This is a genomic window from Caulobacter sp. GW821-FHT11A05 (genome assembly GCF_058809015.1).
The window spans coordinates 20,908-44,407 of the sequence record NZ_JBXASF010000022.1; the positions used below are offsets into that span (position 1 = coordinate 20,908).

15 protein-coding genes are annotated in these 23,500 nt (G+C 69.9%); 8 read left to right on the forward strand and 7 right to left on the reverse strand.

The genetic code is table 11. The annotated features are described in order from the left end of the window. Positions 1-40 precede the first annotated feature (40 nt). From AC1RSK_RS22520 to AC1RSK_RS22530, 3 genes are all read left to right on the forward strand, one after another. Positions 41-2,386, forward strand: coding sequence for a calcium-binding protein (locus tag AC1RSK_RS22520; RefSeq protein WP_492909926.1), 2,346 nt, complete (start codon positions 41-43; stop codon positions 2,384-2,386). 88 nt (positions 2,387-2,474) lie between these two features. After that, on the forward strand, positions 2,475-4,847 hold the full coding sequence (locus AC1RSK_RS22525; RefSeq protein ID WP_492909927.1) for a calcium-binding protein: 2,373 nt from the start codon (positions 2,475-2,477) through the stop codon (positions 4,845-4,847). Positions 4,848-4,925: 78 nt separating this feature from the next. After that, a complete protein-coding gene (locus AC1RSK_RS22530; RefSeq protein ID WP_492909928.1) occupies positions 4,926-6,470 on the forward strand; it encodes an alpha-N-arabinofuranosidase in 1,545 nt (514 codons plus the stop codon). Between the two features lie 166 nt (positions 6,471-6,636). On the opposite strand, the gene AC1RSK_RS22535 is transcribed toward AC1RSK_RS22530, so the two are convergent. Beyond that, the gene (locus AC1RSK_RS22535) at positions 6,637-7,716 is read right to left on the reverse strand and encodes a mechanosensitive ion channel family protein (protein WP_492909929.1); all 1,080 of its coding nucleotides are present in this window, start codon (positions 7,714-7,716) and stop codon (positions 6,637-6,639) included. Between the two features lie 148 nt (positions 7,717-7,864). Between AC1RSK_RS22535 and AC1RSK_RS22540 the strand changes: the two genes are divergently transcribed. The 4 genes from AC1RSK_RS22540 (at position 7,865) to AC1RSK_RS22555 (ending at position 17,625) form a co-directional block, all read left to right on the forward strand. Beyond that, the gene (locus AC1RSK_RS22540; RefSeq protein ID WP_492909930.1) at positions 7,865-10,477 is read left to right on the forward strand and encodes a hypothetical protein; all 2,613 of its coding nucleotides are present in this window, start codon (positions 7,865-7,867) and stop codon (positions 10,475-10,477) included. 23 nt (positions 10,478-10,500) lie between these two features. Next, positions 10,501-11,490 (forward strand): isopenicillin N synthase family dioxygenase, encoded by a 990-nt coding sequence (locus tag AC1RSK_RS22545; protein ID WP_492909931.1) that lies wholly within the window; start codon positions 10,501-10,503, stop codon positions 11,488-11,490. Between the two features lie 91 nt (positions 11,491-11,581). Continuing rightward, positions 11,582-13,393 carry an autotransporter assembly complex protein TamA gene (locus AC1RSK_RS22550; protein ID WP_492909932.1) on the forward strand — a complete coding sequence of 604 codons (1,812 nt, stop codon included), beginning with the start codon at positions 11,582-11,584 and terminating at the stop codon, positions 13,391-13,393. After that, complete coding sequence (locus AC1RSK_RS22555; protein ID WP_492909933.1) at positions 13,390-17,625, forward strand: translocation/assembly module TamB domain-containing protein; 4,236 nt, start codon at positions 13,390-13,392, stop codon at positions 17,623-17,625. The genes AC1RSK_RS22550 and AC1RSK_RS22555 overlap by 4 nt, the downstream gene beginning before the upstream one ends. Here the strand turns inward: AC1RSK_RS22555 and AC1RSK_RS22560 are convergent. The 6 genes from AC1RSK_RS22560 to AC1RSK_RS22585 all read right to left on the reverse strand — a co-directional run bounded on the left by AC1RSK_RS22560 (position 17,622) and on the right by AC1RSK_RS22585 (position 22,684). Beyond that, positions 17,622-17,972 carry a DUF1428 domain-containing protein gene (locus tag AC1RSK_RS22560; RefSeq protein ID WP_492909934.1) on the reverse strand — a complete coding sequence of 117 codons (351 nt, stop codon included), beginning with the start codon at positions 17,970-17,972 and terminating at the stop codon, positions 17,622-17,624. The two genes, AC1RSK_RS22555 and AC1RSK_RS22560, sit on opposite strands and share 4 nt — an antisense overlap. A gap of 2 nt (positions 17,973-17,974) precedes the next feature. Then, the gene (locus AC1RSK_RS22565) at positions 17,975-18,391 is read right to left on the reverse strand and encodes an MmcQ/YjbR family DNA-binding protein (RefSeq protein WP_492909935.1); all 417 of its coding nucleotides are present in this window, start codon (positions 18,389-18,391) and stop codon (positions 17,975-17,977) included. Position 18,392: 1 nt separating this feature from the next. Continuing rightward, on the reverse strand, positions 18,393-18,644 hold the full coding sequence (locus AC1RSK_RS22570) for a hypothetical protein (RefSeq protein WP_492909936.1): 252 nt from the start codon (positions 18,642-18,644) through the stop codon (positions 18,393-18,395). Next, the gene (locus AC1RSK_RS22575; protein ID WP_492909937.1) at positions 18,645-18,755 is read right to left on the reverse strand and encodes a hypothetical protein; all 111 of its coding nucleotides are present in this window, start codon (positions 18,753-18,755) and stop codon (positions 18,645-18,647) included. It abuts the gene before it with no gap. A gap of 81 nt (positions 18,756-18,836) precedes the next feature. Continuing rightward, the gene (locus AC1RSK_RS22580; RefSeq protein ID WP_492909938.1) at positions 18,837-20,792 is read right to left on the reverse strand and encodes a S9 family peptidase; all 1,956 of its coding nucleotides are present in this window, start codon (positions 20,790-20,792) and stop codon (positions 18,837-18,839) included. A gap of 131 nt (positions 20,793-20,923) precedes the next feature. After that, a complete protein-coding gene (locus AC1RSK_RS22585; protein ID WP_492909939.1) occupies positions 20,924-22,684 on the reverse strand; it encodes an ATP-binding protein in 1,761 nt (586 codons plus the stop codon). 540 nt (positions 22,685-23,224) lie between these two features. On the opposite strand from AC1RSK_RS22585, the gene AC1RSK_RS22590 reads away from it, so the two are divergent. Then, positions 23,225-23,497 (forward strand): hypothetical protein, encoded by a 273-nt coding sequence (locus AC1RSK_RS22590; protein WP_492909940.1) that lies wholly within the window; start codon positions 23,225-23,227, stop codon positions 23,495-23,497. The last annotated feature ends 3 nt before the right edge of the window (positions 23,498-23,500 follow it).

A 23,500-nucleotide genomic window follows, 5' to 3' on the forward strand; every position in this document is an offset into this window, starting at 1 on the left:
GTATCAGAAGGGTCCTGCAACACGGCAAGGACCTGAAGCCATGGCCTTCGGCGCGACATTCGATCTGGCGACCCTCAACAGCCTGACGGGCTATCGTATCGACGGGACCTTCGGGTTCGGACACAGCCTCGCAGGCGCCGGCGACGTGGATGGCGACGGCTTCGAGGACGGCTTGGTCGGCGGCTTTCAGGAGGCCAACGTCCTGTCGGGCGGCGGGTCCATTGGACCCTTCAACGGTTTCTACGCCTTACAGAGCCTGCATCTGTCCGGCGCCCTGGGCGATGTGAATGGCGACGGCTTCGCCGACTTCGGCGTCATCTCCACCCTGGACACCGGGCGGGGCCCCGGCGCCGTGGTGTATTTCGGCGCGGCGAACCTGGCGGCGGTGAACAGCTACGGCCTCAACGGCGCCGATGGTTTCATCGTCAACTGGAGCGCCGATCTGCGCTTCACCCCGATGATCGAGGGGATCGGCGACATCAATGGCGACGGTTTCGACGACCTGTTCTTCGGGGCTTACGGCGGCATCACGAGCGGCGGCGGCAGCCTGATCGGCGGCGAGGGCTATGTCGTCTTCGGCCGTGACGGGTCCGGGGGCGCGGCGTTTCCGGCGGTCATGAACATCGCCGATCTCGATGGGACCAACGGCTTTCGGCTGGCCGGCGCCTATATCGGCAAGAGCGTCGCCTCCATGGACGTGAACGGCGATGGCGTCACCGATCTGATCCTCGGAACCGCCTACGGCGGCACGGTGGTGATGTTCGGACGGGACACCGCGACGCAGGGCGACTTCCAGGCCGACTACGCGGCCGATGCGCTGGGTCCGGCGGACGGGCTTGTGATCACCAGCAACCGGCTCAGGAGCCAGGAGGTCGAGGCGATCGGCGACATCAACGGCGACGGGTTCGACGACCTGGCGCTCAGCGCCGGACGGACGGGGTCCAACTGGGTCGACATCCTGTTCGGGGGGGCGGCCGGCTGGACCGGAAACGTCACCGTCGGCACGCCCAACGGCGTCAACGGTTTCCGGGTGAGGACGACCCAGCAGGAACAGGGCTTCGGCTATTCGATCAGCCGCGCCGGGGACGTCAACGGCGACGGCCGTGATGACCTGATCATCGGCTCGTCCAAGGAAGGCGGCGCCGACGGCGCCGCCTATGTGGTCTACGGCCGCGACGGCGCGACCAATCCCTTCTCCGCCAGTTTCAACGTCCAGACCATGACCGCGGCGGACGGGTTCAGGATCTTCGGCGGCGGCGCCTACACCGGCTACTCGGTCTCGGCCGCCGGCGATATCAACCGGGACGGAGTCGACGACCTGATGGTCAGCACGATCGGCACGAACAACGACCCGTCCGTCTACATCATCTATGGCCAGGTCAGCCGGATAGCCGGCGCGGCCGGCGGAACCATGACCGGCGGCGCCTCCCACGACTGGATGCTTGGCGGCGTCGGCAACGACGTGCTGAACGGACTGGCTGGCGACGATGAGCTCGATGGCGACGACAAGGGCGACATCCTGAATGGCGGCGACGGTAGCGACCGGCTGTACGGCGGGGCCGGCGGCGATGTGCTGAACGGCGATGCGGGCGACGATCAGCTGGTCGGCGGGCTGGACGGCGACAAGCTGTTCGGCGGCGACGGTGACGACGTCCTGCGCGGCGGGACGGGTAACGACCGCATGGAGGGCGGCGTCGGGGCCGATGTGCTGGAAGGACACCAGGGCAACGACTACATCGACGGCGGGACCGGCGACGACAGGCTCTATGGCGACGCCGGCAACGACATCTTCCTGTTCCAGGCCGGCGAGAACGACGTCGCCATCGAGTTCGCGAACGACGGCTTCGACATCGTCCGCTCGTACCGGACCGTGAGCGACCTGTACTACCATATCGAAGGCCTTGAGCTGCAGGGGAGCGCCGACCTCGACGGGACCGGCGGCGATCTGGCCAACAACCTGCAGGGCAACAGCGGGACCAACCGGCTATCGGGCCGGGGCGGGGTGGATACGATCAACGGCAATGATGGGGACGATGTCATCATCGGCGGGGTGGGCAACGACCTGCTGCGCGGCGGTCTCGGACAGGACCGCTTCGTGGTGCTGCAGGAGAGCATCACGGCCACGCTGGAGACCGATCAGGTCTACGATTTCTCGGCCGCCGAGAGTGATTTCATCGACCTGTCGGGCATCGACGCCAAGGCCGGGGGCGGCGACGACGCCTTCATCCTGGTCGGCGCTTTCACCAAGCACGCCGGCGAAATGACCCTGAGCTTCGCCAGCGGCATCACCACCCTGCGGCTCGATGTGAACGGCGACGGCAAGGTCGACTACCAAATGAAGCTCAACGGCGATGTCACCGGCGAGAGCGGCGACTGGATGCTGTGAGCGGGCGATTAGGGCAGACTATGTACACTGCCGCGGAAGGCGAACGGTGACTATTGAACTCCCCTGATCTGCACAGGGGCTCACCGCCATGCCATTCGCCGCGACAATCGATCCGTCCACCCTCGGCGGCAACCATGGTCTGACCATCTCGACCAGTCTGCTCGGCGGGTTCGCCCTGGACATGCGGGGCGATGTGAACGGCGACGGGATCGACGATCTGCTCATCGGATCCCGCTACAGCGTCCAGGTCTTTCTCGGCGGGGTGGGCGGGCCGGGCCTGGCGCAGGCCATGACCCTCGCGGCGTTCAACTCCGTCTACAAGAACCAGTTCGCGGGCGTGACCGGCGATGTGAACGGTGATGGCTTCGACGATGTCGTGATCGGGGTTTCCCCCGTTCTCGATCAGGGGATGGTCTATGTCGTCTTCGGCGGTCCGGCGGCGGCGTCGATCTTCATCAACGTTCCGAGCCTGAACGGATCGAACGGCTTCAAGCTGGACACACCGCCCTATGATCCCGACGACGGCGATTCTTCCGTCGAGGTCGGATCGGCGGGGGATATCAACGGCGACGGGATCGACGATTTCTATCTCGGGATGCCCTATGCGGACCAGGACAACGGCGACCTCTATGTGGTGTTCGGCCGGAACACGGCCACGGACGGCGCCTTTCCGGCGCAAAGGCCGCTGTCGACGCTGGACGGGACCGACGGCTTCGTCATCCACGGCGTCAGCACAGGCCGTTTCGGGGGCGCTGTCGACGCCAGCTTCGACATCAATGGCGATGGTCTGAACGACCTGATCATCACGGCTGGCGGCGCTGCGCCGCCCTACGTTCTCTATGGGCGCGATGTGGCGACGGCGGGGGCGTTTGCAGCGGCCTATTCGGCCGATGATCTTCAGGGCGCCGTGGGCGGCGTGCTCGGAGGCGATATGGCCGGGCTGAGCCTGGACAACGTCGGCGACGTCAACGGCGACGGACTGGACGACCTGATGGTCAACTTCGGGGTGGGGGTCTCGGTCTTCTTCAACCCCGGCGTGGCCGGCTGGGCCAGTTTGCCGACGGTCGGCCAGTTGAACGGGGCCAATGGCTTCACCTTCTACGCGACCGATCCGAACGGGTTCACGCAGGACGCGGGGCCGGCCGGCGACATCAACGGTGACGGGCTGGCCGACATCATCGTCGGCAGCCGATCCGCGAACGGCGACTGGGGCGAGGCCTATGTGATCTTCGGGCGCAACGCCGCGATCAACCCCTTCGCCGCCACCGTTCTGGACACCGACCTCGACGGAGCGAACGGCTTCAGGATCAGCGGACCGGCCCAGGGCATCGGCTGGTCGGTGGACGGCGCGGGTGACCTCAACGGCGACGGGATCGATGACCTGGTGGTCAGCGGAACCGTACCGCCGCCGGGCTCGCCGCTCGTCGGCGCGGTCTACGTCATCTATGGCCAGGTCGACCGGACGGCCAGCGCCGCCGGCGGGGTGCTGAACGGCGGCTTCGGGGACGACCGGCTGATGGGCGGGATCGGCAACGACACCTTCAACGGCCTGGCCGGCGACGACCAGATGAGCGGCGGCGACAGGGGCGATGTGCTGAACGGCGGCGGCGGGATCGATGTGCTGCAGGGCGACGCCGGCGGCGACGTCCTGAACGGCGACGCGGGCGAGGATCAGCTGTTCGGCGGGGCGGACGGCGACAAGCTGTTTGGCGGCCTGGGCGAGGACTACCTGGCCGGCGGGACCGGCGCGGACCGGATGGACGGCGGCGCGGACGCCGATGCGCTGGAGGGCAATGACGGCAACGACCTGCTCGATGGCGGGGCAGGCGACGACGCGCTGTACGGCGGCACAGGGAACGACATCTACATCTTCCAGGCCGGGGAGAGCGACACGGCCATCGAGTTCACGGGCGAGGGGTACGACATCATCCGGTCGTACCGGACGGTGAGTGACCTGTGGTTCCACGTCGAGGGGCTGGAGCTGCAAGGGAGCGACGACCTCGACGGGACCGGCAACGCCAATGCCAACAACCTGCAGGGCAACGGCGGGGCCAATGTGCTGTCGGGGCTGGCCGGGGTGGACACCATCAACGGCAATGACGGGAACGACGCCATTCGGGGCGGGGCGGGCAACGACCTGCTGCGCGGCGGGCTGGGGCTGGACCGGTTCGTGGTCGGACAGGACAGCATCGCCGCCACCCTGGAGACCGATCAGGTCTATGACTTCTCGACGGCCGAGGGCGACTGGATCGACCTGTCGGGCATCGACGCCATCGCCGGCGGGAGCGACAACGCCTTTACCCTGGTCGGGGCGTTCGGCAAGCACGCCGGCGAGATGACCCTGACCTTCGCCGGCGGGATCACGACCTTGCGGCTCGACATCACCGGCGACGGCAAGGTCGACTACCAGATGAAGCTTAACGGCGACGTGACGGGTGAGAGCGCCGACTGGCTGCTCTGAGACAATCCCTATTGTCAGAGTAATCCGTTCTTGTTAGCGCTACCATAACAATGACGCGGATGATCCGGCGAGGAAACCATGGGCTATCGATCTTGGGCTATCGGGCTGACGCTGGCCTTGGCGGCGGCGCCGGCATTGGCGGCCCCCGTGACTGGCGTGCTGCGTGCCGACCGGCCGGGGGCGGTGATGGCGCCGGAGCTGCAGGGACAGTTCGCCGAACATCTGGGGGCGGGCATCTACGGCGGGATCTGGGTCGGGGAGGACTCGGCCATTCCCAACATCCGCGGCTATCGCAACGACGTCGTGGCGGCGCTGAAGGCCATCAAGGTGCCGGTGGTGCGCTGGCCGGGCGGCTGCTTCGCCGACGAGTACCACTGGCGCGACGGCATCGGCCCGCGCGGACAGCGTCCGGTGCGGCTGAACATGAGCTGGGGCGGCGTCGAGGAGCCCAACAGCTTCGGGACCCATGAGTTCATGGAATTCGCTGAACTGATCGGCGCCAAGACCTATGTCAGCGCCAATCTCGGTTCCGGCACGCCGCAGGAGATGAACCAGTGGATCGAATACCTGACCTCCGACAGCGGCGGGACGCTGGCCAAGGAGCGCCGCGCCAACGGTCGGGAGAAGGGCTGGAAGGTCGACTACCTGGGCATCGGTAACGAGACCTGGGGCTGCGGTGGGAACATGCGGGCCGAGTACTACGCCGATGTCTATAAGCAGTTCGCGACCTTCGTGAAGTCGCCCTGGGACAAGCCGATCGTCAAGGTCGGGGTCGGTCCGCCCGGGGGCGACGTCGGGTGGACCGAGACGATGATGTCCAAGGCGCGCGACCAGCTCGACGCCCTGGCGCTGCACGCCTACACCATCCCGACCGGCGACTGGACCGTCAAGGGCCCGTCCACGGGCTTTGGCGAGGCCGGTTGGGTCGGGGCGCTCAAGGGCGCGGTGCAGATGGACGAGTTCGTCACGGCGCACAGCGCGGTGATGGATCGCTTCGATCCGAAGAAGCGGGTCGCCCTGTTTGTCGACGAGTGGGGCATCTGGCTGGACAGTGAGCCGGGGACCAACGGGGCCTTCCTGTACCAACAGAACAGCATGCGCGACGCCCTGGTGGCCGCCATCCACCTGGACATCTTCCAAAACCACGCCGACCGGGTGCGGATGGCCAACGTCGCCCAGATGGTCAACGTCCTGCAGGCGATGATCCTGACCGACGGGGAGAAGATGGTGCTGACCCCGACCTACCATGTGTTCGACATGTACAAGGTCTTCCAGGGGGCGACGGCCCTGCCGGTCGAGATCGCTGCGCCCGAGTACCGGTTCGGCGACGTGCGGCTGCCCGGCGTCCACGCCTCGGCGGGGCGCGACGCCTCGGGACGCGTGTACCTGGCGCTGGTCAACCTCGACCCGGCCAAGCCGGTGAGCCTGGACCTGGCGCTGCCGGGCGTGAAGGCCAAGCGGGTTGAAGGGCGGCTGCTGACGGCGCCGGCCATCGACACGGTCAACACCTTCGCCAAGCCGGGCGCGGTTGTTCCCGTGGCCTTCAAGGGCGCGAAGCTGAAGGGTGGAAACCTGGCGGTCGAGCTGCCGGCGCGGTCGGTGGTGGTCTTGAGCCTCGACTAGGATCAACCACACATTCAGTGAATGCCCCAGATCCGCTCATCCCGGCGAATGCCGGGACCCAGCCGCCTGAGCGCCGGCTGTTCAGGAATGAGATTCTAACGCTGGTGGCCGAATCTGGGTCCCGGCGTTCGCCGGGATGAGCGGATCGAGGGGAAACCGCTGAACTTTAGGTCGCCGGCTTTTCGCCATCCGGCAGGGCCATCCCAGGCACGGCGTTTTCGGCGTCTTCCTCGGCCCCGCGGGCCAGATCCTCGGCCGCGTCGTTGGGGGTGACGGCGGCGGCGCCGTCGCCGGTCGGGGCGGCCTTGCGGGGAACCTTCAGACGCAGGGCGTCGCGGGCGGCGTCGCCCTCCTGGCCGAACAGGCCGCGCAGGCGCAGCTCCTGCTGCGGGAAGGGAATCTCGAAGCCGCCGGCGCGCAGGGCGTCCTCGACCGCCCAGGTGTAGGCGGCATGGGCGGCGTTGGGGCGTTTCACCGCCTCCAGGGTCGGCCAGACCACCAGTTCGAACGACATGGCGCTTTCACCGAAGCCGACCAGCCAGACCTGGGTGCGGCGCCGGGCGGTGTCCTCCATCGTAAAGGGTACGTCGTGGGCGGCCTTCAGCACCGCGTCGCGCACGGCGGCCTTGTCCGAGCCATAGGCCACCCGGAAGGGGATGTGCATGCGGCGCAGGCTGTTCTGATGGGTCCAGTTGGTCACCGGCTGCTCGATCAGCCGGCTGTTGGGGACCAGCACGTCGAGGTCGTCGTTGTTGCGCAGCCGCACCGCGCGTGGACCGATCTCGGCGACGACGCCGCGCTCGCCGGTCTGCAGTTCCAGGTAGTCGCCGATGCGGATCAGCCGGTCGAAGATCAGCACCAGGCCGGAGATGAACTCCTTGACCACCCCCTGCAGGCCAAAGCCCAGGCCGACGCCGAGGGCCCCGGCGAACAGGCTGAGGCTGGAGAGGTCGACGCCCAGGGCCGAGACGCCCATGTAGATGCCGACCACCACCGTGCCGTAGGTGGTCAGCTTCTCGGCGATGTAGATGGACGGCGCAGAACTCGGGGCCCGGTCGCGCACCCTCCGGAACAGCCGGCCGGCGATGCGCGACACCCCCAGGGCCAGCAGGATGAACAGCAGGCAGGCGACGACGCCGCCGGGCGTCAGGTAGGATTTGCCGACCATCAACAGCTTGAAGTCGGCGACGTTGGTCAGATCGCGCGCCAGTTCGTGGATTTCGCGCGGAATGAAGTCGAGAGCCATGGCGGGGACTGTGCAAGCCCCGGCCTTCCGACACAAGGGCGACGGGGCGGCGTTTGCACGCAGGCGAAAGCCCTTGGGCGGGTTGGGCCGACACCGTTATATTGCGCCGGACAGAGGTTGGGCCCCTTGAGCCCGACCCGGGGGGCAGATGGCGTTCGCGGCGGTATTCAATCTCGACACGCTGAACGGGACGACCGGCGTCCAGTTCAACGGCCTGCTGGGCGGCGACCAGTCGGGGATTTCGGTGGCCCGGGCCGGCGACGTCAACGGCGACGGCTTCGCCGACCTGATCATCGGGGCGCACTACAATGACGCCGGCGGGGTCTATTCAGGCTCGGCCTATGTGGTGTTCGGCCATGCCGGCGGCTGGAGCGCCAATGTGGCGCTGGCCGACCTGACCGGGACCAGCGGCTTCATCATCGAGGGGCGGACGCTCAACGAGGAGGCCGGCTTTTCGGTGTCGGCGGCCGGCGACCTCAACAACGACGGTTTTGGGGACGTGGTGGTCGGGGCGCGCAAGGGCGACCTGGGGGGACTGGATTCCGGCGCGGCCTACGTGGTCTTCGGCCATGCCGGCGGCTGGAACACCGTCGATCTCGCGGCGCTGAACGGGAGCAACGGCTTCCGCGTCCCCGGCGAGGCGGCCGGCGACCAGGCCGGGGCGGCGGTGACGACGCTGGCCGACTTCAACGGCGACGGACTGAACGATCTGGTGGTCGCCGCCCGAATCCATGACGGGGCCGGGCTGGAGTCTTCCGGCTCGATCTATGTGCTGTTCGGCAAGGCTGATGCCTTCGCCACCACCCAGGCGCTGGGCGGCCTGACCGGGACCAATGGCGTTCGCATCAACGGCGAGATCGCCAACGAGCTGGCCGGCGCCTCGATCGCCTCGGCCGGCGACGTCAATGGCGACGGCCTGACCGACCTGATCATCGGCACCAAATACGCCGACCCGAATGGCGCCAACTCGGGCGCCGCCTATGTGGTGTTCGGCAAGGTGGGCGGCTGGGCGGGCGACATCAGTCTGGCCAGCCTGGACGGAACCAACGGCTTCCAGCTGAACGGCGCGGCGGCCGGCGATGGCGCCGGGGCTTCGGTGGCGGGCGCCGGCGACGTCAACGGCGACGGCTATGCCGACCTGGTGATCGGGGCGGAGACGCTTGACCCCGTTGGCCAGAGCAACGCCGGCGGGGCCTATGTGGTGTTTGGCAAGGCCGACGGCTGGAGCGCCAACATGACGCTCGCGGCGCTCGATGGGACCAATGGTTTCCGCATCAACGGTGAGTTGGCCAATGACAGGGCCGGCGGCAGCGTGGCCGGGGCGGGCGATGTCAACGGCGACGGCTGGGACGACATCCTCATCGGCGCCTACGTCGCCGACCCGAACGGGCGCAGCGCCAGCGGGGCCAGCTATGTCGTCTATGGCCGCGGCGCCTTCGGGGCGACGCTGGAGCTCTCCAGCCTCAACGGGACCACGGGCTTCGAGATCGACGGGGAGCTGGCCAATGACCAGTCGGGGCGGGCCGTGGCCGCGGCGGGCGACATCAACGGCGACGGCCTGGCCGATTTCCTGATCGGTTCGCGCGGATCCGACGTCGGCTACAGCGGCTCGGGCTCGACCTTCCTGGTCTTCGGCCAGCTGAGCGGCATCGTCTTCAACGGCACGGCCTTGGCCGAGACGCGGACGGGCGGCGCCTCGGGCGATCGGCTGAACGGCGCGGCCGGCATCGACAAGCTGTACGGCCTGGGCGCCTACGATGTGCTCGATGGCGGCGACGGCAATGACTACCTGTTCGGCGGCGACGACAATGACTGGCTGATCGGCGGGGCGGGCAATGATGTCCTGCAGGGCGACAACGGCGCCGACCGGCTGGAAGGCGGCCTCGGCAACGACACGCTCAGCGGCAACGCCGGCCTTGACCGGCTGAGCGGCGGCGACGGCAACGACACCCTGCGCGGCGACGAGGGCGACGACCAGCTGGCCGGGGAGGTCGGCAGCGACACCCTGAACGGCGGCGACGGCGTTGATCGCCTGCTGGGCGGCATTGGCAACGACATTCTGAACGGCGACGCCGGGGCCGACCGGCTGGAGGGCGGCGAGGGGACCGACACCCTGAACGGCGGGGCGGGGGCCGACACGGTGATCGGCGGCCTGGGCAACGACATCTACATTCTGAACGACCTCGACGACGTCATCGTCGAACTGGCCGGCGAGGGGACCGACACGGCCAAGGTCGGCGTCGACGGCTGGACCATGATCGCCGAGATCGAGGCCCTGCAGCTGACCGGGGTCGACAACATCGGCGCCACCGGCAACGGCGCCGGCAACAACATGAAGGGCAACACCGGCGACAACCGGCTGGACGGCGGGGCCGGAGTCGACACGATCGATGGCGGGGCCGGGAACGACGTCATCATCGGCGGGCTGAACAACGACCTGCTGCGCGGCGGGTCGGGGGCCGACACCTTCGTTCTCGCCCACGCCTTCGGCCCGACGCTGGAGACCGACACGATCTACGATTTCGTCCACGCCCACGGCGACCGGCTGGACCTCAGCGGCGTCGACGCCAACACCCTGGCGGACGGCGACCAGGCCTTCACCCTGGTTGCGAATTTCACCAAGCATGCCGGCGAGATGACCCTGCTGCTGGCCGGGAGCACCACCCTGCTGCGGCTGGACGTCAACGGTGACGGCAAGGCCGACTACCAGATGAAGGTCAACGGCAACGTCACGGGGGCCAGCGGCGACTGGGCGCTGTAGCGCGGGCAGGCTAGGCTGTCGGCATGGACCAGAGCCTGCCGATCATCGACGTGGCGCCGCTGTTTGGGAGCGATCCTGACACTCGCGCCGAGACCGCCCGTCGGATCGGCACGGCCTGCCGGTCGCTGGGGTTCTTCTACATCGTCGGCCATGGGGTGTCGGGCGCCGTGCTGGCCGAACTGGACCGCCAGTCGCGCGCCTTCTTCGCCCTGCCCGGGGCCGACAAGGAGGCCATCGCCATGAGCCGGGGTGGGCGGGCTTGGCGGGGCTGGTTTCCGCTCGGCGGCGAGCTGACCTCCGGCCAGCCTGACCGCAAGGAGGGGCTGTATCTGGGCCAGGAGCTGGGGGCCGATGATCCGCGCGTGCGGGCCGGGCTGCCGATGCATGGGGCCAACCTCTGGCCCGCCGCCCTGCCGGGGCTGCGGCCGGCGGTGGAGGCCTTCGTGGCCGGAACGGAGCGGGCGGCGCACGCGGTGATGCAGGGGGTGGCGCTGAGCCTGGACCTGCCGGCCGACTATTTCGCCCGGACCTATACGGCCGACCCGACCGTGCTGTTCCGCATCTTCCACTATCCGGCCGCGCCGGAGGGCGACGCCGGCTGGGGGGTCGGCGAGCACACCGACTACGGCCTGCTGACCCTGTTGGCCCAGGACGACCTTGGCGGGCTGAAGGTGAAGACGCCGTCGGGCTGGATCGAGGCGCCGCCCGTGCCCGGCGCCTTCGTCTGTAACATCGGCGACATGCTGGACCGGCTGACCGGCGGCGAGTTCCGCTCGACGCCGCACCGGGTGCGCAACACCAGCGGCAAGGACCGATTGTCATTCCCCCTGTTCTTCGATCCGGCCTTCGACGCGGTGATCCGGCCGCTGCCCGGCCGCGAGAACGCACCCCCCGGCGAGCGCTGGGACGGGGTCGATCCGGCCGGCTTCCAGGGGACCTACGGCGACTACCTGCTGGGCAAGGTCGGCAAGGTGTTTCCAGACCTCGGGGCCGCCGTGATTTCGCCCGACTAGCGCGCAAGTCCTTTTGACGCTTGGGCCGGGGTGACATCCCGGACGAGCGTCGCTAGGACTGACCATGGGGCGCTTCGCAAGGATGGACGGATTGGCGACCCACCGCCTTTTGCTCTTTGTCGTTCTTGCCGCGGGCCTCACGGTCCCGGCGCTCGCCGCGCGAGCCGAAGAGCCCAAGGCCAATGTGCAGGGCGTCACCGACGAGGACCTGCGCGCCCTGATCCAGACCGCCATCGGCACGGCCGACAAGCCGGCGACCTCGCGGTTCGAGGCCCGCCGGCGCGGCCGCGAGGCCGCCGAGTCCGCCACCGCCGTGCTGCGCTCGGAAGGCTATTACGCCAGCGAGGTGGCCACCGACCTGGCCGACAGCGAGGACGAGGGGGCCAGCGAGGCCGCCCCCCGGGCCGTGGTGGCGGTGACGCTTGGCCCGCAGTTCCGCATCAAGCGGCCGTCGATCAACTGGGAGAACATCCCGCCGGCCCCCGAGGTGCAGAGCGCCGGGACCCTGGCCATGGCCCTGCGCCGCGGCGCGCCGGGCCGGGCCCAGGACGTGCTGTCGGCCGAGGGCCGCATCCTGTCGGCCATCCAGCAGCGCGGCCATGCCGATGCCCTGGCGCTGCCGCGGGAAGTCATTGTCGACCACGCCGACCAGAGCGTCATGCCGACGTATCGGATCGACGCCGGGCCGCTGGTCAAGCTGGACGGGCTGGTCATCGACTATCGGGGCCGGACCGACCGCGACTGGATCCGGAAGCTGGTCCCCTGGAAGCCGGGCTCAGTCTACGTCCCCGACGAGATGGGCGAGCTGGAGCGGCGACTGCGCGAGACCGGCGCCTTCGACACCGTCTCGGTCGCCCTGCAGCCGGCCGACCAGGTGACGCCGGAAGGCTGGCGGCCCGTGCTGCTGACCCTCAAGGACCGGCCGCGCCGCTCGCTGGAGATCGGGGCCGGCTATTCGACCGCCGAGGGCGCCGGCCTCGACATCACCACCACCCGCTACAACGGCTGGAAGCGGGCCGACACCCGGGTCATCGCCCTGCGGCTAGCCGAGCTGCAGCAGCGGCTCGACTACCGGGTCTCGCTGCCGCACTGGCGCGAGCCGCGCCAGACGCTGACCATGACCGCCAGCGTCTACAATGAGGTCACCGACGCCTACGACCAGACCGGCGCCTCGCTGACCGCCGACGTCACCCGGCGGACGGGGATCAACGCCTATTTGACCTACGGCGCCTCGGTGGATGGCGGCCGGGTGGCCGAGATTCTGACCATCGGCAATGTCGTGCTGCGCGGCATCGACCGCGACCTGTTCAACGTCTCCCTGCTGGGGGCCTTCGCTCTGGACCGCTCAAGCGATCCGCTGGACCCCAAGAGCGGCTGGCGGTTCGAGGCGCGGGCCGAGCCGATCGTCACCTTCGGCGACGCGCAGCTGACCTATCTGAAGGTCACCGGCCAGGGCAGCCTCTACCTGCCGCTCGACAAGGAGGAGAAGTTCGTCATCGCCAGCCGCGTGAAGGCCGGGATGATCACCGGCGCCGACTCGACGGACGTGCCGGCGGCGCGGCGGTTCTATTCGGGCGGCGGCGGGTCTGTGCGCGGCTACGGCTACCAGGCCATCGGGCCGCGGATCAGCTCGACGCCGCTGGGTGGGATTTCCCTGGCCGAGGCCTCGGTCGAGCTGCGCTACCAGATCACCGACCGCTGGGGCGCGGTGGCCTTCATCGACGGCGGCGCGGTGGGGACCGAGAGTTTCCCGGGCGGCGACGACTTCAGCGCCGGGGTTGGCTTCGGGGTGCGCTACAACCTGGGCTTCGGGCCGATCCGCGCCGACATCGCCTTCCCGCTGGACCCGCGCGACGATGACGCCGCCTTCCAGATCTACATCAGCATAGGCCAGGCGTTTTGAGCGCGCCGACTGACAGCACGCCTGAAGAAGGCCTGCCGGTCCGGGCGCCGGATCATCGCCGCCGCCTGTTCCCCAGCAGCCCGCAAGGCTGGATCATCCTGATCTCGACGATCGCGGTGATCATCGTGGCGACCGTGGCGGTCGGGGTGCGCTTCGGGCTCAACACCGTGCCGGGGCTGGCGTTTGTCGAGGCGCAGGCCAACGGGCTGAAGATCGGCCGCTATGGACGGCTGAAGATCGAGGGGGTCAGCGGCGACATCTGGCGCAACGTCACCATCCGCCGACTGATCATCTACGACGAGAAGGGGACCTGGCTGGAGGGCCGGAACCTCAACATGAAGTGGCGCTACCACGAGCTGTTCGTGCGCCGCTTCCACGCCGACGCCATCCACGCCGAACAGGTCACCCTGATCCGCCGGCCGACCCTGACGCCGAAGGAGAAGTCCGGCTCGCTGCCGGTCACCATCCTGATCGACGCCCTGCAGGCCAAGGTCGAGTCCAGGCCGGCCTTCAGCCAGGTCGAGGGCCGGTTCGATCTCTCCGGGCGGCTGGCGCTGCAGCGGGGCGGCGGCGGCACGGCCGGGCGGTTCGTGGCCCGCAGCCTGATGCACCAGGGCGACTTCGCCGACGTCGCCTTCGACCTGGGCCGTTCCAACGCCCTGCTGGTCAACGCCCGGGCCTCGGAGGCCAAGGGCGGGGCGCTGGCCGGGGCGTTGGGGCTGGACGCGGCCCAGCCCTTCGCGCTGGACGCCCAGGCGCGGGGCACCACCAAGGTCGGGCAGTTCAAGCTGCTGGTCACCTCCGGCCCCAACCAACCGGCCAAGGCCGACGGGGCCTGGGACGCCAAGGGCGGGGCCGCCAACGGCTATGTGCGCCTCGACGCCTCGCGACTGACCGGCCTCTACGCCAGGCTGTTCGGGCCGCAGGTCAAGTTCGACATCGTCGGCGCCAAGGGCGCAGGGGCTTTCTACAACCTCAACGCCCGGCTGGACTCCGAGACCCTGTCGGCGACCGCCGTCGGGCCGGCGGACCTTGGCAAGCGGCTGGCCGGGCCGGGCGGGCTGGCGGTGACCGGCAACACGCCCGCGCTGGAGCGGCTGAGCCTCGGCTCGGTCAAGGGTCAGGCCAACTTCGTCGGCCGGTTCAACGGCGATATCAACGGGTTCACGCTGAGGGGCGACGCACGCGGCGCCAACGTCAGCCTGGCGGGCTACACCCTGGGTTCGGTCGCCGGCCCGGTGACCCTGGCCCGGACCAAGGGCGAGATCGGTATCGTGACGAACCTGACCGGGGCCGGCGGGCGCGGGCAGGGGTATCTGGCCGCCCTGCTGGGATCGCGGCCGACCGCGGACGGCGACATCGCCATCCTCAAGGACGGCCGGGTGCTGCTGAAGCGGGTGCGGGCCAACGGCGCGGGGCTGAAGGTCGACGCCAGTGGCTCGCGCGGCCTGCTCGGCGGGTTGTCGTTCAAGGGCAAGGCAGAGCTGTGGAATTTCGGGGCCGCCAAGCTGGGCGGCAAGGGGCGGCTGGCGGGCAGCTGGTCGGCCGACCAGGGCGGCGCCGGCAAGCCCTGGGTGTTCACCGTCGACGCCAAGGGAACTGGGCTGGCGCTGGGGGTCAGCGAGCTGGACCGGTTGCTCGGCCCCGCGCCTCGGCTGCGCGGCAAGGCCAGCCTGCTGAACGGCGCGGTCGATGTCGCCGAGGCGCGGCTGGACGGCGACAAGGCCTTTGCCAAAGGCGCCGGGCGGCTGGGGGCCAAGGGCGAGCTGGCCTTCAAGCTGGACTGGAACGCCGAGGGGCCGTTCCGGGTCGGGCCCGTCGAGGTGGCCGGCAAGGCCAAGGGGACCGGCGCGATCAGCGGCGCCCTGTCGGCCCCGCGCGCCGACCTGACCGCCCAGGTCGACCAGATCGACGTGCCGCGCCTGCCGCTGCGCAACGCCGCCCTGACCCTGACCTTCATGCAGCGGCCGGGCGGCGGCGACGGGGCCTTCGCCCTCAACGCCGAGAGCCCGTACGGCCCGGCCCGGCTGCGCACCGATTTCGCCTTCACGCAGGGCGGGGTGAACCTGTCGGGCCTCGACGCCGACGCCGGCGGGGTGAAGGCGCAAGGGTCGGTGGCGCTGCGGCGCGGCCGGCCGTCCTCGGCCGACCTGGTGTTGGCCATCGGGCCCGGGGTGCTGCTGACCGAGGGCTCGATCGCCGGCACGGCCAAGGTGGTCGACGCCGCTGGCGGGGCGCGGGCCACCCTGAACCTGACCGCCAAGGACGCGGTGCTGCGCGACGCCGCCGGCCTGACCCTGGATGCGGCGACCATCACCGCCGACGGGCCGCTCGACCGCCTGCCGCTGCGCATCCAGGCCAGCGGGGCGGCGCCCAACGGAGCGTACACGCTGGATGCCAACGGCGTGCTCACCGAACGGCCGCAGGCCCAGGGCTGGCAGCTGACCCTCGACGGGTCGGGCAAGCTGGGGCGGACGCAGATCCGCACCACCGAGACCGCCCTGCTGGTCTTCGGCGGGCCGGTGACCGAGGCCCACCTGAAGCTCGCCGCCGCCAGCGGCCAGCGCGGCGACAACACCGGCACCGCCGCTATCGACGCCCGTATCGCCAAGGGCAGCGCCGACATCGTCGCCGACATCACCGGCCTGCCGCTGGCCGCCTTCAACCAGGACCTCGCGGGGCGGGCCGACGCCAAGCTGACCCTGCGCGGCCAGGGCGACACCCTGACCGGGGCGCTCGACGCCACCCTGAAGAACGTCCGCGCCCGGGGCTCGGGCAAGCTGCTGACGCTCGACGGCACGGTGCAGGCCCGGCTGAACGATCGCGCCATCACCATCGAGGCCAGCGCCAAAAGCGCCCAGGGCCTGACCGCCCAGGGCAACTTCGTGCTGCCGGCCGTCGCCTCGGCGGCGCCGCTGCGGCTGGCCATCGACCGTCGCCGGCCGGCCCAGGGGGCCTTCAGCGCCAACGGCGAGATCAAGCCGCTGTGGGACCTGCTGATGAGCGGCGACCGCTCGCTCAGCGGGCAGATCGCCGTCAACGGCATCCTCGGCGGCACCCTGGCCGACCCGCGCCTGGTGGGCCAGGGCCAGCTGACCGGCGGGGCCTTTGAGGACGGGGCCACGGGCCTGAAGCTGCGCAACCTGTCGCTCACCGCCGCTTTCGCCGACAACGCCATCGACATCAGCCAGGTCAGCGCCAACGACCCCAAGGGCGGCAAGGCCTCGGGCTCCGGCCGGGTCAGCCTGCTGCGCGAGGGGGCCAGCAGCTTCCGGCTCGACCTGACCCGCTTCCAGGTCATCGACAACGACATCGCCGAGGCCATGGCCACCGGCCAGGTGACGATCAACCGGGGCGCCGCCGGCAATCCCCGGGTGGAGGGCTCCCTGCGCATCGACCGGGCCGAGATCGCCGCTGAGCCGCTGAGCCCAAGCGGCGTGACGCCGATGGACGTCGTCGAGATCAACAAGCCCAAGACCCCGGCCTCCCGCCGCGCCGAGGCCGCGGCGGCCGCCGAGACCCGGGGCGCGGCCATCGACCTGGCCATCGACCTGCGGGCGCCGAGGGGCATCTTCGTCCGTGGCCGCGGCCTGGACGTCGAGATGAGCCTCGACGCCAACGTCGGCGGCACCACCGCCAAGCCGCTCTTGACCGGCACGGCGCGGGTGGTGCGCGGCGAGTACGACTTCGCCGGCAAGCGGTTCGAGTTCGACGAACGCGGCAGCGTCACCCTGTCGACCGACCCTTCCAAGATCCGCCTCAACCTGACCGCCACCCGCGAGGACCCCAGCGTCACCGCCGTGATCCACGTCGAGGGCACGGCCGCCAAGCCGGAGATCCGGCTGACCTCCTCGCCGCAGCTGCCGCAGGACGAGGTGCTCAGCCGGGTGCTGTTCGGCTCCTCGGCGGCGCAGCTTTCGCCATACGAGGCGGCCCAGCTGGCTTCAGCCTTGGCGGCCCTCGCGGGCGGCGGCGGCTTCGACGTCATCGGCAATATCCGCCAGCTGGCCGGCCTGGACCGGCTGACCATCGGCGGCACCGACCTGACCGGCGTCACCGTGGCCGGCGGCAAGTACCTGACCAACGACGTCTATCTCGAACTGATCGGCGGCGGCCGCGAGGGCGAGGCCGTGCAGGTCGAGTGGCGGATCCGCAAGAACCTGTCGCTGGTCAGCCGCATCGCCGGCGGCGGCGAGAGCAAGCTCTCGGTGCGCTGGCGGCGCGACTACTAGAAGCGGGTCAGCTCCTTGAAGCCGCCGAAGATCATCCGCTTGGGGTCGAAGGGGCAATCGGGGGCGTCCGCCATGCGCGGGTCGGCCATGACCTTGGCGTTGACCTCGTCGCGCTTTGCCTTCGACTCGTAGGTGATCCAGGAGAAGACCACGACCTCGTCGTCCGTGGCCTGTACGGCGCGGGGGAAGCTGGTCAGCTCGCCGTAGGGCACATCGTCGGCGACGCATTCGACATAGGAGAGGGCGCCGTACTCCATCCACACCGTGCCGGCGATCTCGGTGATCTTCTTGTAGTCGTCGAGCTTGTCCTTGGTTACCGCGAGCACGAATCCATCGACGTAGGCCATAGTCAGCTCCTCTGATTGTCTCCCAAGGACGCGGCGGCGGCGCCGGTTCCGACACCGGCCGTGGTTTTCTTCAGCCTGGCCGGGGCCTGGATGGCCCAGGCCTCGGCCAGCAGGCCGGCCAGTTCGTCGGCTTCGACCATATCGAGGCGGACCAGCACGGCGGGATAGCCGCGGTAGTGGTCGGTGGAGAAGAAGATCTCCGGCGCCGCCTCGATCAGAATCTCCTTGCGGGCGATGTCGCAGCGCACGGCCAGGACGCCGAGCACCGGGGCGCGGGGTTTCCGGGGCGCGTCGCGCTCCATCAGGCTCCAGGCGAAGCCCTTGCCGGCGACGGCGAAGGCCAGGGCGCGGTCGCTGGACGTATCCTCGACCAGCGGCAGGGCGCCGGCCAGGGCGCGGGCCTGGTCCGGCGTCACCATGCTACAGCTCGTCGAAGGGCGGCGGCAGCTCTCCGGACTTGAACAGCAGCACCGGGTTCTCGTCGTAGTCGCCCATCTCGGTGTCGGCCGAGATGCTGTAGGCGACCACGCCCAGCCGCAACGGGCCCAGCCGCTCGGCCTTGCGGCGGGCTTCCTCGGCGGTCTTGCAGCCCACGGCCTGTTCGGCCCGGAACTTCGCCCGACCCTTGCCGGCGACGTAGGACTGGACGAGGTGAACCGTCTCGACAGCCACCTACTTCTTGCCGGGCGGCGTCAGGAAGGGCGACGGGCCGGCGGCCGGCGGGGCCTTGGCCTGCTTGGGTTTGCGGACTTCCTTGTTGGACTTTTTCTGGCCCTTGGCCATGGCCGGGCTCCTTTCGGGGCGCGCCGGCGGAATGCGGAGCGCCCGTTGCTATGCACCCGACCGTTGGCGACGCCAAGGCAATCATTCCACCCCCAGCACCTTCTTGAGGAAGACGATCTCGGTGGCCCGCACCTGTTCCTGGTTGGACTTGCGGGCGATGCCGTGGCCCTCGTCCTTGGCCAGGACGTACCAGACCTGCGTGCCCTGCTTGCGCAGCTGGGCGACCATGGCCTCGCTCTCGCTCATCGGCACGCGGGGGTCGTTGGCGCCCTGGTAGACCATCATCGGCTTCTTCATGGCGGCGACGTAGCCGCGGGGGGCGATGCGGCCGAAGACCTCGCGCATCTTCGGGTCGCGCTCGTCCCCATACTCGGCCCGGCGCAGGTCCCGGCGGTAGCCCTCGGTGTTCTCCAGGAAGGTGACGAAGTCGCTGATGCCGTAGAGGTCGATGGCCCCGGCGATGCGGTCGTTGTAGCGGCCAGCGACGGCGAGGCTCATGTAGCCGCCGTAGGATTGGCCGACGACGGCGACGCGGTTGGCGTCGAGGTCGGGCTGGGTGGCGATCCAATCGAGCAGGGCGCCGATGTCCTTGACGCTGTCCTCGCGCTTCTCGGCGTTGTCGAGGGAGAGGTAGGTCTTGCCGTAGCCGGAGGAGCCGCGGACGTTGGGGACGATGACCACGGCGCCGATCTCGTTGACCCAGCTCTGGCGGCGGGGACTGAACAGCGGCAGTTCCTGGGCCTCGGGGCCGCCGTGGATCTGGATGATCACCGGGCGTTTGCCGGACGCGGGCGTGGTCGGGCGGTAGACGAAGGCCGGGATTCGGCGCTTGTCGAAGCTGGAGTAGTGGATCAGCGACGGCTCGACCAGCTTGGCGGGCTGCAGGCCGCCCAGTTCGCTGTGGGTCCAGCGGGTCAGCCCCTTGGTCGCCAGGTCGTAGGTCCAGACGTCGTCGGCGCCGACGGAGGTCGACAGGCTGATGGCCAGCTGTTTGCCGTCGTCGGAGAAGCCCATGCCGGTCCCGACGCCCTTGGGCAGCGGCACGGCGACCTTGGCGACGCCGTCGGCGCGGGTCAGGTCGTACAGCTCCAGCCGGGTGTAGCCTTCCTCGTTCGTAGCCACGGCGGCGGTGCGGCGGTCGGGGCTCAGGGTCAGGGCCTCGGCGCCCCAGATCGGCGGCCGGGTGCGGCCCGGGCCGTCGACGAAGGACAGCTGCCGCGCCTTGCCAGAGGCGATGTCGAGGACCACCGGCAGGGCGACCTCCTGGCCGTCGTCGGACAGCACCACCACGCCCTGGCCATCGGCGGTGAACTTCGGGCTGGCGTAGGCCACCTTGCGGTCGGTCGCGCCGAGCGGGGTGGCCGCGCCGGTCTTCAGGTCGAGCACGAACAGCCGGCTCTCGGCCGCGCTGACGTAGCGGCTCAGCAGCACGCGGCTCCCGTCCGGGCTGATGTCCTCAGGGCTGATCGCGCCGGTCCCCTTGTGGACCAGGCGGCGACCGGCCGGATTGGCGACCTCCGCCAGCATGATGTCGTAGTCTCCCTTGCCGGGCGTGACCTGGGACCAGACGACGGTTTTGCCGTCCTTGCTGAAGACGAAACTCTCGTTGCGGGTGCCGGGGGCGGTCAGGGCCACCTCGGCGCCGTCGAGGTCGCGCAGGAAGGCCTGGTAGTATTCCGCCCCGCCGACATCGCGCGGGTAGAGGAAGCGGCCGGCGTCGCCAGGCACGGCCTGGGCGCTGTTCACCGGCTCGGCGAAGAAGGTCAGCTGGGTCCTGGCGCCGCCAGGCTTTTCCACGCGGTGGATCTGTTGCGTATCGCCAAAGCGGGTGGCGATCAGGATGGAGCCGTCGGCGAGCCAGTCCTCGAAGGTCGCCCAGCGGGCGGCGTAGTAGGGGGCGATGGCTTCGCGCAGGGCGGGCGGCGTCTCGGGGGCGCCGTCATAGACCAGGTTGCCAACCTCGCGCTTGCCGGTCTGGGCGGTAGCGGGGAGGGCGATCAGGGAGAGGGCGAGGAGGGGGATGAGGGCTTTGCGCATGGCGCAAAGTTATCCGGTATTCCCGCCGCCTCAAGCGGTCAGACGGGGGCAGAGGGGACACATTGAATTGCCGCCCACCGTCGGAGCGGGCGCCGACGCCGGCGCTGGCGGCACTTCAATGTGTCCCCGTTTCAGGCGGTCAGGGTTTCCTTCTCTCTGGCCTCAGCGATGACAGGGACGGCCACGGCGGCGGCCACATGGTCGAGCAGCACCTGCATCTCGACCGGCTTGGTGATGAAGACCTCGACCCCGACGCCGGCCCATTCGGCCCGGTGCTCGGCCAGGGCGTTGGCGGTCAGGGCGAGGATGGGGGTGGCGGCATTGGGCCCGCCGGCGCGGATGCGCATCGCGGCCTCGACCCCGCCCATGACCGGCATCTGCATGTCCATCAGGATGACGTCGAAGGGGCGCTCCGCGGCCAGCTCGACCGCCTCGGCCCCGTTGGCGGCGATGGTGACGGCGGCGCCGAAGGGTTCCAGCATCAGCCGGACGATGCGCTGGTTGACCAGATGGTCCTCGGCCAGCAGCACCGACACCCCGGTCCCGCCCCAGCCCTCCTCGGCGTCCTCCGCCGGCGCGGCGACGGCCTCGGCCAGCATCAGCGGGATCTCGAAGCGGAACACCGAGCCCTGGCCCAGCTGGCTGCGCACGGTCAGCGAGCCGCCCATCAGCTGCGCCAGGCGGCGGCTGATGGCCAGGCCCAGGCCCGTGCCGCCGTGCACGCGGGTGACGCCGCTGCTGCCCTGTTCGAAGCTGGAGAAGATGCGGCCGGTGGTTTCGGCGTCCATGCCGCTGCCGCTGTCCTCGACCTCGATCCACAGCAGGGGATCGTCCAGCCCGATCAGCTGGCCGGCGCGGACGACGATCTGGCCATGGCGGGTGAACTTGGTGGCGTTCGACAGCAGGTTGGAGACGATCTGCTGGAAGCGCAGCGGGTCGGTCATGATGCGGGCCGGCGCCCCGGCCGGCTCGAAGCGCAACTCCACGCCGTCGGCCGCCTTGGCGCGCCACAGCTGGGTGGCGGCCGCCAGCTTGTCGGTCAGGTCGAAGGGGGCCAGCTCGACCTCCAGCTTGCCGCTCTCGATGCGCGACAGGTCGAGCACGTCGTTGAGCAGGCCCAGCAGCACCTCCGAGGCGTTGCCCAGCATGGCGACATGTTCGGCCTGAACCTGCGTCAGCTCGGAGCGGCGCAAGAGGTCGCCGGCCGCGACCACGGCGTTCATCGGGGTGCGGATCTCGTGGCTGATCGTGGCCAGGAAGTCGCTCTTGGCGGCATTGGCCTTCTGGGCGGTCTCGATGGCCGTCTCCATCTGGCGGGTCGAGGTCCAGATGCGTTTGACCGCCATCAGGGCGTGCAGGATGAAGACCGCCGCCCCGATCGAGATCAGCGCCATCTGCAGGCCGTCGTGGGCCGGGCTGGTCAGGCCGGAGATCAGCGGCAGGGCGACGATGTACAGCCCCGGCGGGCCGATCACGGACGGCAGCGCGCGCGGCGTGCGGGCCATCTGCAGGGCGTTGTTGATCAGCGAGCCGCACAGCGACAACAGGGCGAAGGCCATGCCGACCGGCGTGCCCTCCAGCCACAGCCAGACCGCCAGGCCCGAATAGAGGAAGGCGTTGAGGGTCATGCTGGTCAGGAAGGCCCAGCGGAAGGCGGCGGGCAGCGGCCGGCCCTCGGCGGTGGGGGCGCGCAGGGGGGCGGAGATGATGTGGTCCAGCCCCTGGCCGATCAACACCAGGGCCAGCCAGGTCGGCGCCGCCAGGCCGGGGACCAGGGACCAGCCGATGGCGCCGATGAAGACGGCAAAGCCGATCCGGGCCATGAGGTCCTTGCCCCGCAGGGCGGCGATGGCGCGGAGGGCGGCGTCACGCGCCGCGCGGTCGGTGGTCATGGTCGGTGGAGCCCCCATCCGGCGGCTGTGTACCCTGTCGGGCTTAAGGACCGGTTGAGCGGGGGCGCGGCGGCCGGGGTTTCGCGGCGCGGGCGGGCGGGGCGGCTATCGAAGCGGGACCATTATAGCACGGGGGCGCCGGCCAACGGAAAAAGGCGTCGTCGTCCGGAAGGGGCGGGGCGGCGGGCGAAAGGCCCGCAAATGTGGGGTTTGGGGTGGGTTCGAGCGCTGCGGACGTGGCCCCGGGCGTTGGTCGGTGTGTTGGTCGAGCGGCGGGGTTTGTTGGCCGGCGCGTGCCCGCGGCGACCTACGCCGACGGGTCGGCGGCCGGGCAGGGGCCGCGGAAGGGCCTTTGGAGGGGTGAATATGTCTAGACATATTCGCTAAGCTATTGGCGGGGTTTGTCTTTTCGGCCAGCGTTGGCGGCCTTGGGGCATGGCGGCGGCGGTCCCGGCCAGGGCGGCCATCCACAGGAACCTGAGCGCCGGGCTCTTGACTCAGGCGGGAACAAATGAGGAACATCGGCCCAAGGAGCCCGCCATGCCCAGCCTCGCCGACCTCGACCCCGAAACCCGCGCCCAGGTCCGCCGCGCCGCCGTCGCCGAGATCCACCTCTTCGGCGCCGCCGACGACCCCCGCCGCATCGAGACCCTGGCCCGCGCCGGCCGCGAGGGCTGCGCCGAGGGCGACGTCGGAACCTGGGTCAGCCAGGCGCAGGAGGAGATGGCGGCGGACCTGCGGGCAAGACAGCGGGAGCTGGCGGCGGCGTGCGGGGCGTTGGGGAGTGTGGTGCGGATGATGGTGCGGGGGTAGGGG

What these genes read in the sequence shown, in the direction of transcription:
- AC1RSK_RS22560 (WP_492909934.1), bottom strand. Translation starts at nt 17,972, where the DNA reads ATGGCCTACGTCGATGGATTCGTGCTCGCGGTAACCAAGGACAAGCTC.
- AC1RSK_RS22545 (WP_492909931.1), top strand. Translation starts at nt 10,501, where the DNA reads ATGGACCAGAGCCTGCCGATCATCGACGTGGCGCCGCTGTTTGGGAGC.
- AC1RSK_RS22580 (WP_492909938.1), bottom strand. Translation starts at nt 20,792, where the DNA reads ATGCGCAAAGCCCTCATCCCCCTCCTCGCCCTCTCCCTGATCGCCCTC.
- AC1RSK_RS22535 (WP_492909929.1), bottom strand. Translation starts at nt 7,716, where the DNA reads ATGGCTCTCGACTTCATTCCGCGCGAAATCCACGAACTGGCGCGCGAT.
- AC1RSK_RS22590 (WP_492909940.1), top strand. Translation starts at nt 23,225, where the DNA reads ATGCCCAGCCTCGCCGACCTCGACCCCGAAACCCGCGCCCAGGTCCGC.
- AC1RSK_RS22530 (WP_492909928.1), top strand. Translation starts at nt 4,926, where the DNA reads ATGGGCTATCGATCTTGGGCTATCGGGCTGACGCTGGCCTTGGCGGCG.
- AC1RSK_RS22520 (WP_492909926.1), top strand. Translation starts at nt 41, where the DNA reads ATGGCCTTCGGCGCGACATTCGATCTGGCGACCCTCAACAGCCTGACG.
- AC1RSK_RS22525 (WP_492909927.1), top strand. Translation starts at nt 2,475, where the DNA reads ATGCCATTCGCCGCGACAATCGATCCGTCCACCCTCGGCGGCAACCAT.
- AC1RSK_RS22540 (WP_492909930.1), top strand. Translation starts at nt 7,865, where the DNA reads ATGGCGTTCGCGGCGGTATTCAATCTCGACACGCTGAACGGGACGACC.
- AC1RSK_RS22585 (WP_492909939.1), bottom strand. Translation starts at nt 22,684, where the DNA reads ATGACCACCGACCGCGCGGCGCGTGACGCCGCCCTCCGCGCCATCGCC.
- AC1RSK_RS22575 (WP_492909937.1), bottom strand. Translation starts at nt 18,755, where the DNA reads ATGGCCAAGGGCCAGAAAAAGTCCAACAAGGAAGTCCGCAAACCCAAG.
- AC1RSK_RS22565 (WP_492909935.1), bottom strand. Translation starts at nt 18,391, where the DNA reads ATGGTGACGCCGGACCAGGCCCGCGCCCTGGCCGGCGCCCTGCCGCTG.